Genomic DNA, 17,837 nt, shown 5'->3' with positions numbered 1-17,837 from the left:
GTCGCGTTCGCCGAGGCGGTCACGATGACGCATTGGTAGCCGGCTTCGATGCACGCTTGTCCGGCCCACTCGGCATAGCGCCAGCGGTGTCCGGAGAAGTCGGGCTCGATCACGAGGATGGTGTCTTTTGTCATACCCCGAAGGTAGCGAAAAACATTGTCACAGGCCTGCGCGGGGCCGATATCGGCTATGAGATGGCGGTCCCCGCATAAACAGCCGCGTTACCGTGTCAGGCATGCTGTAGCAAATACTAAAGGGGAGGTTTGTTGTGAGATCGATCAGGGTTCCGCTTGTCTCGATGAGGCCTGCTTTCAATAGCAGCGCGGCGACCTGGGTGCTGATCCAGCAGATTGTCGTACGCGGCCTCGTAGCAGTCAAATTTCTTGCAATCGGGCGTCTGCTCGGACCGGCCGCAATCGGTAGCGTCAGTGTCGCGTTGCTCGCGGTGGCAATTGCCGAGTCCCTGAGCGATACCGGTCTGGCGCAGGCCGTGGTGCAGGCGAAGAGCACGCCGACGCGCACCGAACTCGGTGCAGTATGGACCACGTTGACCACGCGCGGCGCCATGATTGCGCTGCTGCTGATCGCGCTTGCGCCGCTCATGAATTCGCAATTTCATCTGGGTGGTTCGCTGTTGCTGTTGCAACTGGCCGCCGCCTTGCCGCTGATCCGTGGCCTCGCCTCGCCAGCGTATTTCATGCTTCAGCGCGAGCGGAGTTTTCAGCAGCTGGCTGGCGTCGAGACCTCTGCAGCGTTTACCGATTGCGCGCTCGGACTCGCGTGTGCCTGGGCGGGTACAGGCGCCTACGCCATGCTGATCGGCATGATTGCAGGCGAGACGCTGAAGACCACGCTGACGTGGACCACCATGTCGCCACGGCCGCCGGTTCGCCTCTCGTGGCATGGCATTGGCCATTACGTGAACTTCAGCCGCTGGATCTGGGCAGGCAGCATCGTCAATCTGCTGCTCAACCAGTTCGACAAGGTGCTGGTCGGCAAACTGCTTGGACCGGCGGCACTCGGCGCTTATCAGATGTCGTCGAAGTTCGCGCAGATGTTGCTCGCCGACGCGGCCATCGCCATGCAGCAGTATCTGTTTCCGACTTTTTCCGCCCATCACCGGCGTGAGGACGGCTCAGCGCAAAAGCTGTTTGCGCGCTATCTTGCCATCGCTGCGGTTGGGCTGGTACTTCTGGTGCTCGTGTTGCGCGCCGTCGCCGGGCCGCTTTTCATGTTCGTGCTCGGACCGGCCTGGATGTCTGCGGTGCCGCTCTTCAGGATCTTTGTCATCAACATGGCGATCGGCTCGCTAATCGCGGTTCTGGTTGCCTATGTGCGTGCGATCGGGTTGCCGAAGGTGGCGACCCAGGCCGCGGTTCTGCAGATCATCACGCTTGTCATCACCGTGCCGCCAGCGACGCACTTCTGGGGAGTCACGGGTGTGGCGTGGTCCATGACAGTGGGTCTTGTCGGCAGCGCCGGCTGGATGCTTTACCGAAGCGTGAAGAGGGCGTGATGCAGATTTTTGAGTGCCTGCGTGCCGTCGGCGGAGCGCGGGATTTCTGGCGAAGCGGTGCCTGGCGATCGCCCGCAGGATCGAAGGAGTGATCGCGTGAGCGCACATTATTCACATGCTGCGAGGCAGGGCGTCATGCGCCGGGCGTGCAGCGGTTACGAACGGCTAGCCAGCCGACGCGCCGGTCCTCATGACGGGACGGTGGCACCTCTTCACGGGAAGAGCGGCATGAGCATCAAGGTGACACGAACGGCGCTTCCGGAAGTCAAGATCGTCGAAACAGACCTGTTCTGCGACGAGGCGGGCAGTTCGTTCGAAACATTCAACGCAGACGAATTCGCCGAGTCGGTGGCCGGCGGCGTCGAATTCGTACAGGACGATCATTCGCGCTCGAAGTGCGGCGTATTGCGTGGCCTGCATTATCAGATTCACCGCCCGCAGGGCAAGCTCATGCGTGTGGTGGTGGGCGACGTCTTCGATGTGGCGGTGGATATCCGGCTTAGTTCGCATACCTTCGGGAAATGGATCGGCGTGCATCTGAGTGCGGCCAACCGCCGGCAAATGTGGGTGCCGCCCGGATTCGCGCATGGCTTCGTGGTGATGTCCGATATGGCCGAGTGCCTGTGCAGGACAACCGACTACTGGTATCCCGAACACGAACGCAGCATCCTGTGGAGCGATCCGGATATCGGCATCGACTGGCCGATCGAGTTTGCGCCCATCCTCGCACCCAAGGACGAAGCCGGCAAGCGACTGTACGAGAGCGAGTTCTACGCGTAGGCAGGCCCTACGTGCAGGTGCTTCTGCTTCTGCGTCGTTGCTGCAAGGCTTGCGCTATTGCATGCCTGGCATCCCGGACGAGCCCGGCACGCGAGCCACCCCGGGCACACCTGGCAAGTGCGGCATGCCCGCCACGCCCACGGCGCCGGCGTTCAGCCTGGCGCGCGCAACGTTGACCGGCATTGCCCGACGGGCCCGGGCCACATGGATTCGATGCAGATGCGCGTGCATAGAAATCATCAGTCCGAGGGCAACGCCGAACACCAGCCCCGCAAAGCGAGGGCCGAGCGGATTGCCACCGATCGACGCTGCCGGCAATGCCGCTACCATCAGAATCGCGCGTCCCATCACCGGCAGGTACAGCGAATTGGGCGCGACTGCCCGCCATTTTCTGTATGCGATGCAGCAGCGGTAGAGCGAGTACAGCAGCGCTAACGGTAGTGCAAGACCGAATACGATGCCGCCTGCGAACAACTGGTAGACCCAGAAGTTATGTCCGGCGAACCACTCGTGGATTGCGTAGAAGTCCTTGGCACTGATCTGTCCTGCCAGCTCCGGCAAATACGACGGCGAATAACGGTAATAGTGTCCGTAGCCCTTGCCGAACAGCAGCGAATCGGGTGACGACGTGATCTGGTCATACTGATCCTTCATTTCGGCCAGACGCGTTATCGTGGTGGGGTCTCTGCCGGACTCGGTCGCCTTCGATGCTGAGAGGCGGGTCGTCCAGTGTTCGGCGACGCTCGGGAAGAACGAGGCTCCGCCTGCGATCACCGCGCCGCAGATGATGGCGACGAGCGCCGCGCGCAGCACCGCGCGCATCAGCCGCTGGATCGAAGGCGCACCCAGCCAGGTCGCCAGCATGAGCAGGAGCAGTGTGCCCAGCATCAGGCTTCGCGTAACGCTCAGCAGTTCGATGACCACCGTGACCATGAAGATGAAGATAGAGAACTTCGTAAAACGCTTCGCGATGACAAATTCGTGGAGCAGGGCAGCCTGAAGGACCAGAAAGGTGGGGGAAACGATCCGGTAGCGGACGTCGTCGAGACCGGTGACCGTGGTTTTCATGCCGTACACGAGCGTGAACAGCAGACACAGGACGTTTGCCCAGAACAGGGCCTTCTCGATCTGCCCGATGCGTTGTTCATGCCAGGGATGGCACATTACCCGGTAGCCGAGCAGGAACAGCAGAAATGGCAGCAGCACGCGCAGGTAGTTGCCGAAGTCGTTGCCTTCCAGCAGCTGAGGCACGATGCTTCCGAGGACAGTCACCATCAGCGCGATGGAAACGATGGAACGCAGTTTTGCCTTGCGCGCAAAGCGCGGTGCAATCAGTTCGAGGATGAAGCCGGCGCCTAGCACCGGTATGACGAGCAGGATCTGCGCGAGGTGGCTGCGCGCGTCGTCGGCCGCCTTGTAGTCGAGCGCGAGCGGCAACAGGAAGATCCATAGCCAGAACGAAGTGAAGAAATTGCGCATCACGGGCTCTCTCTTGTTCCAAATGGATCGCCCCGGCAGATGGTATTTGCCATGACCGTATCCCCCTTTTTTTCGGAATATAACAGTGGGCACCCCGCCATTCGGACGCGCGGCGTCAAACGACTAATTTTCGGCGGCGGCGCACGGATCGGTGGAGCACACTCGTCAGGTTGATCGTCTATAGCCTGTCTGCGAACGCCGGTATGTTGGCGGGCGGGCGCGTATTGCTCAGTGGACCATTAATTCATCGCACGTTTATCGATTGCGCGGAGGCCGGGTGAAATCAGTTTTGGTATGCGGGCCAGGAGCCAATGTAGGTGGGCCGGGGAGCATGGCACGCTTTCTGACGCACATGACCGGGGCGCTCAGGTCGCACGGTTGCGAAGTCATCGTGCTAGGGGCGAAGGAGCTGGAAGATGCGCAGAGGAACAATGCCGTATTGAGAATCCTGGGCAAGCTGCACGTTCCATGGTTAGTGATTTACTGGGCTTTTGTGTTCGACGCGTGGCGTGCAGCGGGTTATCCGTTGATCGTCGTGACGTCTCAGGAATACGTGGTTCCGTTCGGATTTTCAAAGCAGATTCCGATCTATCACGACATCATCCAGTACTTCTATCCACGCAACAGAAAGTCGCTCCTGTTTTATCGATACTATCTGCCGTGGGCCTCCAGAAAAATGGGCTTCATTTACAGCGTGACCAATGCGACTGGGCGCATGATCAATCAGGTCTACGGAAAGTTGCCCTACCATATCTCTGGCGTTCCGATAGACCGGCAGTTTCTGTCTCCGCTCGGCGAGGTACGTGCCGGTGAATACTTCGAGGCGGTGTGGGTAGGGACATTGGCCCAGCACAAGAACTATCAGCGCGTGCTGGATTACGTTAAGCAAGACGTTGAAGGCACGGGGACCGTCGCGATGGTCGTGCCGCGCGACGCAGCGCCCATTCTGAAGCGGGAGGTCGAGGCGTTGGGGCTCGGAAAGAGAATCAAGGTATTCACGGGCCTGAGCGACGACGAACTCTCGAGTATTTACCGCCGCTCCGACACGGTTATCTCGACCTCGGACCTGGAGGGTTTCTGCATGCCGGTCCTCGAAGCGGCCCTGTGTGGTTGCCGTCCGGTCGTTCCAGACCGGGCGACCTTCAGGGAGAACTTCGGTCGCTTCGGCGTGCTGGTGCCGCAAGGTGCTGCCTACGGCGACTATATAAAGCGCGCAGAAGCCCGCTTCGAGCGAAGCGAAGTCATGGAGGGCGCGCAAGCCCACGACAAGGTCGTGCGCGACCGGTGGAGCGCGAGCATGGATGAAATCGCGGCCGCTGCGATCGTTGGGAGCACGGGCGAAATTGTCCGTGAGTGCGGTCACTTCGTTTGATACACGCCGGCTTTCTTGCCGTAAGCCTTGGTGGTGGCCGCCGACCCGCCCAGCGGCGATGTACGCAGTTTTTACGACATTTTTTCTTGCGGGCGCTCGCGGGCCAAATCTACACTTCAGTCACCTGATGATGAACGTGGATGGTCAAGGTGAGTATGAATCAGCGCGCAGCCCTGCAGCAGCCCCAACGGATCAAGTATGTCCGGCGCGGCCTCGGCCGTATCGAACTGCGGCGCTTCGATCCCGCGCGCGATTCGTTCGATGCGCTCACAACCATGCTGCATCGCGCGTTTGAGCGGCTCGGCACGATGGGGCTGAACTGCACCTGCGTCGCTCAGAGCGCCGCGGTGACCCGCTCGCGTGCTTCGCGCGGCGATTGCTACGTGGCGGTGTGCGATGAGCGCATCGTCGGCACCATGACCTTGTATGCGCCCGATCGCGAGTCGCCTTGCGAGCTTTACCGCCGCGACGATATCGCGAGCTTGCGCCAGTTCGGCGTCGAACCGGCCTGGCAGGCGCGTGGCATCGGTACGCTGCTGCTGGCCTTCGCCGATCATTGGGCGGCCACCCGCGGCTATGCGGAACTCGCTCTGGATACCCCGCAGCCCGCTGCGCATCTGGTTACCTTCTATCGTGGCCACGGCTTTCGTATCGTCGACTTCATGCGCTTTGACGGCAAACGCTACGACAGCGCGATTCTCAGCAAACCCGCGGTGGCGGCGCGAACCCTCGCCACGTGGTCGCAGCGGCTCGAACTGCCGCGCAGCCAGATTGCGCGTGCAGCATAAGCTGCCATGCGAGACCCCTTAAACAAACCAGCAGAAGGACCGAAGAAAGTGATCGTGCGCCCAAGACCGGGGATGATGTTCCGAGGCATGCTAAAGGTCGTGTTGATCGCGATTGCGGCAAGCCAGATTCTGACTACTGCGTTCACGGTGCTTGCACGGCAGATCGATGCGGGCATCTCGCCGCAAATTATTTCCGTGTTCGGCTTCGTGACCTGTGGTCTCGTTTCGATGTGGTTGCAGGCCGACGCGCGCCGCGCGTTCAGCTTTGCCAAAGAGAAGGGCTTTGTCGCCGCCGCGCGCGACGGTCAACCGGGGCCACGCATCGCTGCGGATTGTCCGCGGCGCTGGCTGGTCGTGCTGCATATCGAACTCAATCCAGCGGCCGCGGCGCTCTGATCTCACCAGGGTGGAAGTGCAAGCTGGGCCGCAACTATTGCAATCCGGAGGCGCAACAATTGCAATGCACGGCGGCCCAGTTCGGCTTTCCGTTGGCCCTCGCTAGCCGTCAGCGTCGCACGACGCCCATCAGCAAGGTCACGAGGAAGATCACGATAAAGATAAAGAACAGGACCTTGGCGATCTCAGCGGCGCCGGCGGCGATACCACCGAAGCCGAACACCGCGGCGATGATGGCAATGATGAAGAAAATTGCGGCGTAGCGAAGCATGGGCGTCTCCTCGATGGATAGCTGGAATGGTCGAAGCGGCGGACATCGGTCTGCGTTGTGCCTTAACGGCTCACCGCGTGCGTGCCACTGAGCCTCTGGCAGCAACTCCTGTGCCCATCACACCGAGCGGGCCTGAATCGAGGCGAGGCCGAGTGGGGGCGCTTGCCAGGCCGTGACGCGGTTGCGGCCGGCTTCCTTGGCGCGATACAAAGCGGCGTCGGCCTGGGCGAGAAGCTCGGCGGCCGGTATGGCCGCGTTGGGCTGCGAAGTCGCGACACCCACCGAGACGCTCACGCATCCCGCCTCGGTGAACGGGGCCGCGACCGCAAGGCGCGCGACTGCCGCATGCACGTTTTCGGCAAGTCGCGTGGCCATCTCGTGGTCGCAGTCCGGCAGCACGACGACGAACTCTTCGCCCCCGAAGCGGGCCACAAAATCGCCGCTGCGCCGCAGACTGCCTTGCAGCGCTCCGGCAACGGCGATCAGGCATTCGTCGCCGCGCAGATGTCCGAGCGTGTCGTTGAAACGCTTGAAATGATCGATGTCCACCATCAGGATCGACAGTGAACGTTGCCCCGTTTGGCTGTGGCCCAACGCCATGGGGTAGCGCTCGTCGAAGTAGCGGCGATTGAAGATGCCGGTCAGGCCGTCGCGCGACGCGAATTCGCTTAGCCTTGCATTGGCCGCGTGCAACTCGCGATACAGATGACTGATTTCCCAGATCAGCACGCCGAGCACCATGCTCGACGCCAGCACCGATTCGAGCCGGGCCACGTACCAGCCGATGCTATAGCGCGAGTTCGCCACAACCGTCACCAGCACGTCGCCAAGCCCGGCAAAGAGGGCCACGCCCAGCCAGAGTTCGAGCAAGGTCTGCAGGCGGGTGCTGTAGACGAGGTAGAGAAGTGTGCAGGCGGTGAAGATGGCGATGTTCACGCCCGAGGGGCTGTTCTGCAGCCGTTGGTACGACCGGGCGTCGACCAGTTGGGGCAACCAGGCATCCCCGCGAATCGCGATGAGGCAAAGCAGCAGCGACAAACAAACCGGGACACCTAACGAAAGCAGGCCGACAAGACGTGTCTTCGCGTGCGGCACCGGAGCCTTGAAGCGGCGGCGCACGAACAACGCGGCGAGGATCAGCAATGGCGAGCCGCCATGCCAGAAAGCCCAGATCCATAGCGCGCTCTGTGGCCCGGCGCCGAGCAGCCCTTGCGGCGAGAATACGCCGGGGAAGACCATCAACTGGATCGCCACCGTGACCGACGTATACGCGTAGGCGCCGCTCAGTGCGGCGAGAAACGGCCCGCGGGTGATCATGAACTGCGTCCACAACAGATAGGCGGTGAGGCCCTCGGTGACGAACACGGCCATCGCGAACAACGGCAGGAAGGCGGTGACATTCTGCTCGCGGACATTTGCCACCGGCAGCACGGCCAGAACCACGCTCAGAATAAGGCCCGCCACGGCATACGCCGCAAGGCGATGATGCCGGCTAGCCGGCAGGCTCATGATGCTGCTCTTCATGCGGTGCTAGAGTGACGTGATAAGTTGGACTGCGAAAGAATGTTGAAAGACATATGAAAGCAGGATGTGGCGCGAGCCTCCGGGGCATTCTATCGACTGGTGTAGCGTTTGGGCGACGCTTTTACCGGTACGGAAGGATGGAGCAGCTAACTGTTGGGGGAATTGACGCATTGCCAGGATAGCAAGACACCGAGGTCGAATAGCGATTGAAAATAGTGTCCGGAATGACGTCCGAAAGGGCACAATTTGCACGTCGCTTATTCCGGCGTAGAAAATAAGTCAGCGTTTTGCGAATACCCACGATAACCGTTGCGGCCTATTCGTATCATCAAATAAATAGTGCGACCGTTCGGTAGCGTACGTTATCATTCAATGGTCAACGATCGTCAAATTTTAACAACGAAGATCGGACTGTTATTAACCTGGCCGAAAACGTTTGCGTGCCCGTATTGGCAGGGCTCCATCTCATAATTGCTAGCCAACTTGTTGATCTAATTGGCATTGGCGTTGTCACTTGTCTCAAAAATAATACTTACTTTATTCGGTGAACGCGCTAAAATGCGCGCCGAATCATCGTATCGAACGACGCCTTTTGCGTGTCGGTCAATCCTGTCTGTAGCAGCATGAATCCGGTTACCTGTTTTGTCCCGGGGAGGGGATGCCTCGGGATAGATAGTGTGGTCAGCATTATGAAGTCGAATCGGTAGATTTGGCCTGAAATAGCTGGGCCGTGTATCGCCGGTCGCCAATAAAACATTCAAAGCGATCATAAGAAATCAGATGCGAACGAGGATTGCGCCGAGTTTCGGCGCGCAAGTGGGGGCCCCGGGGGTGGTGGCACTCATCAAACGACTACGGCTGAGTACGCTGGCGACGAGTGTGGTGCGTTGCTGCGCCGCGACACTCATCGTTCTGGCTACGAGCCTCGCGCCGAGCCAGGCTGTGTACGCGCAGGCAGCGTCGCCGGCCCGTGCCGGCGAGGCGCTTGCGAACGTCTCCGGCCGTCCGGCGCAGCCCAATCTGGCGCTTTTCTACGGTTCGAACGTCCCCGTCGATCTGCTGCAGGCATTCGATGCCGTGGTGGTCGATCCCGCGCACAGCTTTGATCCTGCAGCGCACCCGCTGGCGCATACCGTGTGGATTGCCCGCACGCACCCAGCCGATCCGGGCGTGACGCCCAACGCTTTTGCACAATCCCTCGCGCCGCTGTGGCAGCGCGGCTATCGCGGCTTCCTGCTCGACACGCCAGCGGCGATCGCGGCCGCCGAGACCATTCGTGCCGCACATCCTGACGCGCGCCTCGTCGTCGCCGGCCCGGATGCGCTGCAAGCGGCGCAAACGCATGCCAAAGCCTTGTACGCAGTGGTTGGCGATTCGCTGGTGCGTGGGCTGGGCAACGCCGGCGCACAGTTGCTCGACGTGCCGGACGCCACGCGCGCGAGCCGCGTCGTCGCCGACCGCGCTTTCACGCAGCAGACCGGCGTGCCGGTCGTTTCGCTCGAATATTGCCCGCCTGCCGACCGCGTCTGCGCCCGCGGGACGGCCGCCACGGTGCTGGCGACGGGCGTGGTGCCCTATGTGACGGACGCTGCCGCCGATGTGGTCGGTGTGGGCGCCATCGAAGTGCTGCCGCGCAAGATTCTGGTGGTGCAAGATCCGGCAGCGGGTCTGCCGCTGGACGAAACCCCAGGCGTGCGCGATCTCGCGACGCCGCTCAACTATCTCGGCTACGACGTCGAATACGCCGACGCCAATGGCCAGTTGCCCAGCGACATCACTCCGGATCGGTACGCCGGTGTGGTCGCGTGGTTCCAGGGCGACGATCTGCGTGACAGCAGTGCATGGCGCACCTGGGTAGAGGCGCGCATGGCGGCGCATGTCCCGGTCGCATTTCTTGGCCAGTTCGGTTTTGACGCCGAACAGGACGACGGCTCGGCGCTCGATCTGCTGGCCGTTGCCGGTCCCTTCAACGATCCGCTGCAAATCGTCTCACGAGATCCGATGATCGGCTTCGAGATCGACCCTAAACCGGGGCCGCGCGACCTCGTCGGTATTCAGGTGGGCGCCGCGAGCCATTCGCTGCTGCGCGTGCGCTCGGGCAACGCTACGCTCGACGAAGTCGCGGTCACGCCGTGGGGCGGCTACGCGATGAACCCGTACACGATCGTCTCGCTCAACGGTATCGGTCAGGAACGCTGGGCGATCCAGCCCATTTCGTTTCTCACGGCAGCGCTGCGCCTGCGGCAGATGCCGGCGCCCAACGTGACGACGGAAAACGGCCGGCGCCTCTTCATGACGCACGTGGACGGCGACGGCTTCGCCTCCCGCGTGGAATTCCCCGGCGCCGATTATTCGGGCGAAGCGCTCTATGAACAGGTATTCACGCGCTACAAGATCCCGATGACCCTGTCGGTCATCGAAGGCGAAGTGGGGCCGAAGGGCCTGTATCCGCAGATCTCGCCACGTCTCGAAGAGATCGCACGCAAAATGTTCGCACTGCCGTACGTCGAGATTGGCACGCACACCTATTCTCACCCGTTCGAGTGGGAGGACGTGGATGCGACGACGGGCGAGCGGATCGATCGCGGCGGTGGCGATACGGCGTTCTCGCTGAACATCCCGAACTACAAGTTCAATATCGATCGCGAGATTACCGGCTCGATCGACTACATCAACTCGCGCCTCGCGCCGCCGGGTAAGAAGACGGTCATCCTGCAGTGGCCCGGCAACTGCGAACCGCCCGCGATCGTGGTGCGCAAAGTCTACGCGGCGGGCGTCGACAACATCAATGGCGGGGACACCGTCATCACGAAGAGCGCGAACAGCTGGACCAATATCGCGCCGATCGGCGTCGATAAAGGGCCGGGTGCGTATCAGGTGTATGCGCCGAATCAGGATGAGAACGTTTACACCAACGACTGGCTCGGCCCGTTCTACGGCTTTACCCGGGTGCTCGAAACGTTCGACCTGACCGACAAACCGCTGCGTTTCAAGCCGATCGACATTTACTACCACATGTATAGCGGCACCAAGGTCGCGTCGCTGCGTGCGCTCGACCAGATTTTCTCGACGGTGCTGAAAGAGCCGGTGCTGCCGGTGAGGGTCACGGATTACACGCACAAGGTGCTCGACTGGCATAACTTCGCGGTTGCCCGTGCGATCCCACCGGCCGGCACCACGCGCAGCGCGGATTCGAACTGGATAGTACGTGGCGACGGCGAAGTGCGCGAACTGCGTGCGCCTCCAGGCAGCGTTCCGGATCTGCGCGCGTCGGCTGGTGTCACCGGCTACGACGTGGGCGCCGATGGCACATACATTCACTTCGCGGACGGTGCCGCGTCAGTTGCGATCACCCAGGCCGATGCGGCGCAGGCGGCGAATGCACAACTGCCCTACATCGCCATCGCCAACGGTTACGTCCGTCAGTTCAAGCGTACGGCGCGCGGGGTGGCATTTGAGTTCGGTGGCTATTACCAGCCGTTCGTTCAACTGGCCAATGCTGGCACCTGCAGTGTCGAGGTTGCCGGTCGGTCCGTGGCTGTACAACGCAACGGCTCGTCCCTGCGTTTCGACACGTCCGCGAGTGCGGATCTGCAGATGAACTATCAACCGGTCGAGGTTAACTGTGCGCGCTGAGCGTCCGCGTATCGCTCCGACCAAGCTCGTCCTGCTGCTTGCTGCAGTGGTGCCGCTAACGATGATCGCGTCGTCGCCGCGCGGTGGCCTGCAGCAACGGCTCGCGTCAGTAGGTGCGCCAAGCGATCTGAGCGCCGCCTACCTCGAAGCCTGGTCGAAGGTCCAGCCGAACAACGAGGAATTCCTTTCGCTGCTGGGTGCGCAGTACACGTCGCTCGGGCGGATGGACGACGCCGCGCGGGTAGCCAGGCGGATGGAAGCGCTCGGTTCGACGCACATGCGGCTTGCAGCGATGATGCTGCGACTGTCGATCGCAGAGCAGCGCACGTTCGCGATTCCCGAGGACGATCCCCGCCGCGAACCCGCGCTTGCGAATCTGCGCGCGCAGTTGACGCAGGCCGCACGCTTGCCGTGGGCGCCGAAGGATCTCGAATGGCTGGCGCAGCGTTGCGCTGCGGTTGGTTTGCCTGATCTGGCGCTGCAGCTCTACACACGCCTTTCGGCGGGCGACCCAGGCGGGCGCAACGGCTGGGATACGCAGATCACACGTTACGCCATACAGACCGGCGACTACCGCGCTGGGGCCGACGCCTGGTTCCGCCAGCAGGCCGCGGCGAAGACGCGCGAAGAACAGCGGCGCTGCTTCATTGCGGGGATTCGCACGCTGCAGTCGGGCAATCTGTTGAACGAGGCGCTTACGGCTGCCGATCAACATATCGGCGCACTTGATACAGACCCGGCGACCCTCGTCGTGTTGCTCAATCTTGCGCGCGCCGCCAACCGGCCCGATCGCGTCGATTACTACGCGAAGATGCTCGCGCGCTACGCGCAGGCACAGCCATCTGGGCCTGATACGGCTTTGGCACAGGATGGTGCGGCAGCAATCGCATCGAACGCTCCGCAGGGTGGGGAGCCAGGCGTATCGCAAGACACGCCGCAGTCGGCGTATGCGTATATGGATGGTCCGCTGCCGACGCGTCATGGTTTCGCGCCGGTGAGCATGCGCAAGGCGAGCGAGTGGTGGGGCGTGATCCGGGTTGCCGCGAGCACGGGTTCGAACCCGGCGCCCACGCCGGCGCCGAGCCCCGCGCCTGCTGTGACGCCGAACCTGAAGTCCGCTGCGGCGCCGAGCCCGCCGCCCGCCGTTACGGCTACGCTGGCCGCCGCCGCGACACCCAGCCCGACGCCCAGCCAGGCATCCGCTGCGCCGGCCAGTCCTACGCCAGTTGCGCCAGCCAACCCGGCACCTACGACGGCATCCGCCACGGCGCCCACACCGGCCTCCGACGGCACCGCGCAAATCGGCGGCAAAGACCCGAAGGTAGCCGACCTCGTATTCCAGTCGTTCGTCGAATCGGGTGACCTCGCGAATGCGCAGAAAATCGCCCAGCAGCAGGTACAGCGGGATCCGCGTTCGGTCCTGTGGACGAAGCGCCTCGCGCAGACCGCCGAGTGGGACCGCAATCCGTTGCTCGCGCTGAATGCCTGGCTCGACTACGCAAAATTGTCGAACGACCCGGTGGGTTGGCAAAACGTGTTGCGCATCGCGCCGATGCTCGACGACGACAATGCTTATCTTGCGGCCCTCGTTCATGCGGCCCAGGCGTCGCCCGACGATCTGAAGCTGATCGACAACGTGATCGCGACTTACGAGCGGCTTGGCCGCCCGGACGATGGCCTCGCGTTCCTGCGCGGCTTGCCGCGCGGCCGCAACGCCGATGCAATCGATCAGCGTATCGGCGCGCTCGCCGAACGCGCCGGCCACGACGATCAGGCGCTCGCAGCGTACCGTGCCGTGCAGTCGCGCGACCCCGGCAATTCGGGCGCTGCGCTGCGCACGGCAAGCGTGCTGTATCGCGAGGGTAACTACGAGGCCTCGTTCGCAGCACTGCAAAGCGCACACAGCAACGCGAAAGACAGCGACACCGACTACTGGCGCAACTACGCCGAACTCGCGCGCCTGTTGCAGCGGGACGCCGAGGCGAGCGAAGCGTACCGTCATCTGCTCGCGGGCGGTGACAGCACGCCGGAAGATCTCGGTGACATGACGTACTTCTACGATCCGTATCCGATCGATGCAGCACGGGTTGCCGAGATGCAGTACCGCCGCGATCACACGCCGCGTGCGCTGCAAAACGCCATCTATTACTACACCGACGCACAGGCGCTCGACCGTGTGGCGGCGCTGCTGGCGAGCCTCACGGAGCAGGAGCGCACGGAAGCGCTGCAGTCTCCCGGCGTACTCGGGGTGCGAGCCGAATACTATCGGTTGACCGACCAGCCCGCGAAGGCGCTCGACGATCTGAAGCGCGCGGTCAATCTTCCCGGCGCGACTTCGGATCTGCGTGCGGCCTATCTGTGGACCCTGGTCGACTACGGCACCGACGCGCAGCTGGATGCCACCTTGAAACGCTGGCGCGGTACGGAAGACAGGAGTGCTGCGTTATGGGAACCGTACGCAGCCGCCGAGATGCGCCTGAGCCGTCCGCAGCGCGCGCTCGACTATCTGCGGCGCGAATCGGCTTCGTTGTCGCGCGATCCGCTGTGGCTGATGACGTATGCCGATGCCCAGGAAATGGCGGGCCGCCCCGACCTTGCCTGGTCGATCCGTCATAAGGTCTGGCAGCAACTGCAGCAGGATGAAGCGGCGCTAGCCAAGCTGCACGGCGCGGCACGCGCCGCGCAGCGGGGCCGTTCCGGTCAGGATGCGGAAACGCTTGCGGACATTCGTGGCCGGCGCGTGACGCTCTCGACCGATTTTCAGACCGGCGACGACTCGGCCGCCATGCTGAACGATCTGCTTTCCGGCACCCAGTCGTCGGACAGCGTGAAGCTTGCGCGCCGTTCGCTGCTCGGCACTGCCAAGGGTCTGCCCGGCGCGGCGCCCGAAGCCGGTATCGATACCGCGCAGAATAACCGTTTGCGCGATGCAGTCGCGAAGGACGTGGCGATCGCGTGGGCGTTGTCGCACGAGAGCAATCCGCTCGCGAAGCGCTGGCTTGCCCAGCAATACGCGGCGCGTCTTGCTCAGCCAGCCGATGCGCGTCTCACGATCGCGCTTGCGGAAAACGATACCGGCGCGATGGAACAACTGCTCGCGCAGGAGCGCTCGCGCCTGCCGCTGGACGATCGCATCGACGCCGAGGCGGCAACCGACCGGCAGGGCCGTGCGGAGCAGCTCGCGTTCGATGGACTCGACGGCGCTCCCGATAACAACGACGTGCATACGCGACTGACCGAGACAGCGCTCGACTGGCCGCAGTCGCTCGGCGCGAGCGTCGTCGACTATGTCGAACACCCGCTCGACTACGTCGCGCAGACGCTCGCCGGCAGCAAGAAAATCGCCGACCACTACCTGATCGGTGCGACGGAAGTGCAGAACTTCCAGCGCTCGACGGACATTACCCAGCTCGTCAATGTCCCATCCGTCGATCGCTCGCTCAGCTTCTTCCTGCAACGGCAGACGGTCGACTCGACGGCCAGCGTGACGGTTGGCCGCCGCGAGGCGCTCGACAGTTTCTACACGGTGGAACTTGCCGCGGAAGCGGGCCGCAACTCGGATCTGCAGTTCGGCGTGCATGCTGGCCGCAATCAGGTCGCGGATGAGGACCAGTTCCTCCAGATTGGCGGCATGAAGGACAACCTGGTCGGCGACTTCACTTGGCGCGCAACCCAGCAGATCACGATGACGGGCAGCGTCGAAGGCGACCGCTTCTATAGCCAGGCGCGTGATTACATTGGCAGCGGGCTGCTGGAAACCGGTGAAATCAGCTACCGGATCCGCACGGGCTACCCCGATTACACGTTCCGTCTGGCTGGCGAACACGGCGGTTATGGTGCGAGCGGCTCGGCCGACAGCCTGATTTCGCAGCTCGAGCCGGCGGCATTACAACCGGCGCTCGCCAGCGATTTCATACCGCAGAGCTATACGCAGTATGGGTTGTACTTCGGCTTTGGCAACGACCTGCTTGACCAGTACACGCATGCCTGGCGGCCATTTCTCGACGTCGGCATTGTGCACAACTCGATCCAGGGGTGGGGACCTGACGTCAGCGTGGGGCTCGCGGGTTCGGTGTTCGGCGGCGATCACCTCGCACTGTATTTCGAGCATCAGTCTGTGTCGCGGCTGGGTACGCCGCAGACGGTGGTGGGTATACGCTACAACTGGTTTTATTGATCCGGGCGGGGTCGGGGGCGGGCGGCGGGGTTGCCGCAACGCTTATGTAACGTAGATAACGTAGACACAAGCTACGAATTCGGCAAGAAAGACGACATAAACTGAGGAGTGGTTCGATGAGCAAGACTAAAGGATGGTCCCGTATGGCCGGCTGGTCCGCCGCGCTGGCGACATGCGCGCTGTTGCTCGGCGCATGCAGCTCGATCCGGCAGACCGGCATGCCGGCTTTGACGTCGCAGGATTCGGTTGCGGTGGTGTCGATGGCTAACTTCACCGAAACGCCGGCCGCCGGTGGCAGCGCGGCTGCGATCGCGGCGAACGTGCTGCGCGCGAACGGTTTCGCGGACGTGCGCCTTGCACCGGTCGACGGCGCGAACACCGCCATGTTCGACACCGCGCAGCGCGACACCGGCGAGAAGCAACTCGGCTGGGCGCGCGATCAGCACATCAAGTACGTGCTGACCGGCGCGGTCGAAGAGTGGCGCTACAAGGTTGGTGTCGACGGTGAGCCGGTGGCTGGCCTCACGTTCCAGCTGATCGACGTGACGTCGGGCCAGGTTGTCTGGAGTGCGACGGGCACGCGCAGTGGCTGGAGCCGCTCGAGTCTCTCGAGTGTCGCCACGACGCTGATTGGTGGCCTGCTTGCACCGCTGCACGCGCATTCGTGAGTGACGGCACGCCGTCATCCGCAATTCGCTCCGTCATGAGGAACACGCCGTGAATACAGCTACCGCTGCCGCGCAAAGCGGCGCCGCCGCGTCGAAACCGCGCCACTCGAATCCGTTCGGCAATCTCGGCGCCGTGCGTCGCCTGGTCGCGCCCGCTGTTACACGGCCCTTCGCCATTGTCGAAACGATCATTTTCATGCTCGTGGTGTTCGGGCTGTGCTGGGCGTTCGACCGCGCGGATCCGTTGCTGCTGAACTCGGGTTTCCCGTGGTTGTGGCTCGCGCCGTTCGTGGTCGCGCTGCGCTATGGCACGTTGCTCGGTCTGCTGGCAAGCGCGATGACGGTGGGCGCATGGTATCTGCTGGGCGGAAGCCACGGCCAGGCGTGGCCCTTGATGTTCTTCACCGGCGGCCTGCTGCAGACCGTCGTCGCGGGTCACTTCGGCGATACGTGGGGGCATCGCGCCGCACGCGCTTCGACCATCAACGATTACCTGAACGACCGTCTCGTAGCGATCACCAACAGCCACTATCTGATGCGCCTGTCGCACGAGCGGCTCGAAAAGGATCTGCTGTCCCGGCCCACCACGCTGCGCGATTCGATTACCGAGTTGCGGCGCCTGTCGGTGCAGGGAGAGAGCGGCGGCCAGGACGCCATCACGCCTGCGGCTCCGTTGCGCGCGTTGCCGGGCGCGCATGGCCTGCTCGAATTCGTCGCCCAGGTTTGCCAGATCGAAGTCGCAGCGCTGTTCCCGGTGCGCAACGGCCATGTCGGCGGCGAGGCGGCTGCACGCGTGGGCGATGACTTCGCGCTCGCGCCGGACGACGAGCTTGTCACGCACGCCATGCGCACGATGAGCGTCGCGCACCTGAAAAGCGAAGATATTCCCGTCGCCCAGTCGCAATACCTGGTGTGTGCGCCGCTGGTGAGCGCCGACGGCCAGTTGCTGGCGGTGCTGGTGATCAAGCGCATGCCGTTCCTGTCGCTGAATTTCGATAACCTGCAACTGTTGCTGGTGTTGCTTGGCTACTACGCGGACGGTGTAGAGCACTCGGGCCTCGTGCAGGGCATCCTTGCCGCTGTGCCTGGCTGTCCGTACGATTTCGCGCTCGACCTTGGACGCCTGACGCGTCTGCAGCGCGACGCGGGAATCGCTTCGTCGATGGTTGCGCTGGCGTTCCCGCGCGACGAAGCGGGCGACTCGCTGTTCGAACACGTGATCCGCCGCCG

At 62.9% G+C, this 17,837-nt stretch carries 12 protein-coding genes; 9 read left to right on the top strand and 3 right to left on the bottom strand.

Annotation, left to right across the window (positions count from 1 at the left end; translation table 11 throughout):
• The first annotated feature begins 268 nt into the window (after positions 1-268).
• A complete protein-coding gene (locus M0954_RS11855) occupies positions 269-1,516 on the top strand; it encodes an oligosaccharide flippase family protein (RefSeq protein ID WP_123384309.1) in 1,248 nt (415 codons plus the stop codon).
• 228 nt (positions 1,517-1,744) lie between these two features.
• Positions 1,745-2,296 (top strand): dTDP-4-dehydrorhamnose 3,5-epimerase, encoded by a 552-nt coding sequence (rfbC, locus tag M0954_RS11850; protein ID WP_122154318.1) that lies wholly within the window; start codon positions 1,745-1,747, stop codon positions 2,294-2,296.
• A gap of 54 nt (positions 2,297-2,350) precedes the next feature.
• On the opposite strand, the gene M0954_RS11845 is transcribed toward rfbC, so the two are convergent.
• The gene (locus M0954_RS11845) at positions 2,351-3,775 is read right to left on the bottom strand and encodes a hypothetical protein (RefSeq protein WP_122154319.1); all 1,425 of its coding nucleotides are present in this window, start codon (positions 3,773-3,775) and stop codon (positions 2,351-2,353) included.
• Between the two features lie 352 nt (positions 3,776-4,127).
• Here M0954_RS11845 and M0954_RS11840 point away from each other — a divergent pair, with 352 nt between their 5' ends.
• The 3 genes from M0954_RS11840 (at position 4,128) to M0954_RS11830 (ending at position 6,331) form a co-directional block, all read left to right on the top strand.
• Positions 4,128-5,147 (top strand): glycosyltransferase, encoded by a 1,020-nt coding sequence (locus M0954_RS11840; RefSeq protein ID WP_297353366.1) that lies wholly within the window; start codon positions 4,128-4,130, stop codon positions 5,145-5,147.
• Between the two features lie 155 nt (positions 5,148-5,302).
• Entirely contained in the window at positions 5,303-5,935 is a 633-nt protein-coding gene (locus tag M0954_RS11835) for a GNAT family N-acetyltransferase (RefSeq protein ID WP_297353364.1), read from the top strand.
• Between the two features lie 6 nt (positions 5,936-5,941).
• Entirely contained in the window at positions 5,942-6,331 is a 390-nt protein-coding gene (locus tag M0954_RS11830; RefSeq protein ID WP_297353362.1) for a hypothetical protein, read from the top strand.
• Between the two features lie 109 nt (positions 6,332-6,440).
• Here the strand turns inward: M0954_RS11830 and M0954_RS11825 are convergent, their stop codons facing one another.
• Complete coding sequence (locus tag M0954_RS11825; RefSeq protein WP_074265082.1) at positions 6,441-6,602, bottom strand: DUF1328 family protein; 162 nt, start codon at positions 6,600-6,602, stop codon at positions 6,441-6,443.
• A 117-nt stretch (positions 6,603-6,719) separates the two neighbouring features.
• Positions 6,720-8,126 carry a GGDEF domain-containing protein gene (locus M0954_RS11820; RefSeq protein ID WP_297353360.1) on the bottom strand — a complete coding sequence of 469 codons (1,407 nt, stop codon included), beginning with the start codon at positions 8,124-8,126 and terminating at the stop codon, positions 6,720-6,722.
• A gap of 780 nt (positions 8,127-8,906) precedes the next feature.
• On the opposite strand from M0954_RS11820, the gene M0954_RS11815 reads away from it, so the two are divergent.
• From M0954_RS11815 to M0954_RS11800, 4 genes are all read left to right on the top strand, one after another.
• A complete protein-coding gene (locus M0954_RS11815) occupies positions 8,907-11,762 on the top strand; it encodes a sugar ABC transporter (protein WP_297353359.1) in 2,856 nt (951 codons plus the stop codon).
• Complete coding sequence (locus M0954_RS11810) at positions 11,752-15,939, top strand: tetratricopeptide repeat protein (protein ID WP_297353357.1); 4,188 nt, start codon at positions 11,752-11,754, stop codon at positions 15,937-15,939. Before M0954_RS11815 ends, M0954_RS11810 begins: the two co-directional genes overlap by 11 nt.
• Positions 15,940-16,055: 116 nt before the next feature.
• Positions 16,056-16,607 carry a penicillin-binding protein activator LpoB gene (locus M0954_RS11805; RefSeq protein ID WP_074265079.1) on the top strand — a complete coding sequence of 184 codons (552 nt, stop codon included), beginning with the start codon at positions 16,056-16,058 and terminating at the stop codon, positions 16,605-16,607.
• A gap of 49 nt (positions 16,608-16,656) precedes the next feature.
• Positions 16,657-17,837 (top strand): PelD GGDEF domain-containing protein (locus M0954_RS11800; RefSeq protein WP_297353355.1); only part of this gene is annotated, 1,181 nt, incomplete at its 3' end.

The sequence above is a fragment of the Paraburkholderia sp. genome (genome assembly GCF_026225065.1).
Taxonomy (GTDB): Bacteria; Pseudomonadota; Gammaproteobacteria; order Burkholderiales; family Burkholderiaceae; genus Paraburkholderia.
The sequence above is the reverse complement of the archived record's forward strand: the minus strand, read 5'-3'. Positions and strand labels throughout refer to the sequence as shown.

What these genes read in the sequence shown, in the direction of transcription:
- M0954_RS11805 (WP_074265079.1), top strand. Translation starts at nt 16,056, where the DNA reads ATGAGCAAGACTAAAGGATGGTCCCGTATGGCCGGCTGGTCCGCCGCG.
- M0954_RS11835 (WP_297353364.1), top strand. Translation starts at nt 5,303, where the DNA reads ATGAATCAGCGCGCAGCCCTGCAGCAGCCCCAACGGATCAAGTATGTC.
- M0954_RS11845 (WP_122154319.1), bottom strand. Translation starts at nt 3,775, where the DNA reads ATGCGCAATTTCTTCACTTCGTTCTGGCTATGGATCTTCCTGTTGCCG.
- M0954_RS11825 (WP_074265082.1), bottom strand. Translation starts at nt 6,602, where the DNA reads ATGCTTCGCTACGCCGCAATTTTCTTCATCATTGCCATCATCGCCGCG.
- rfbC (WP_122154318.1), top strand. Translation starts at nt 1,745, where the DNA reads ATGAGCATCAAGGTGACACGAACGGCGCTTCCGGAAGTCAAGATCGTC.
- M0954_RS11840 (WP_297353366.1), top strand. Translation starts at nt 4,128, where the DNA reads ATGACCGGGGCGCTCAGGTCGCACGGTTGCGAAGTCATCGTGCTAGGG.
- M0954_RS11820 (WP_297353360.1), bottom strand. Translation starts at nt 8,126, where the DNA reads ATGAAGAGCAGCATCATGAGCCTGCCGGCTAGCCGGCATCATCGCCTT.
- M0954_RS11815 (WP_297353359.1), top strand. Translation starts at nt 8,907, where the DNA reads ATGCGAACGAGGATTGCGCCGAGTTTCGGCGCGCAAGTGGGGGCCCCG.
- M0954_RS11830 (WP_297353362.1), top strand. Translation starts at nt 5,942, where the DNA reads ATGCGAGACCCCTTAAACAAACCAGCAGAAGGACCGAAGAAAGTGATC.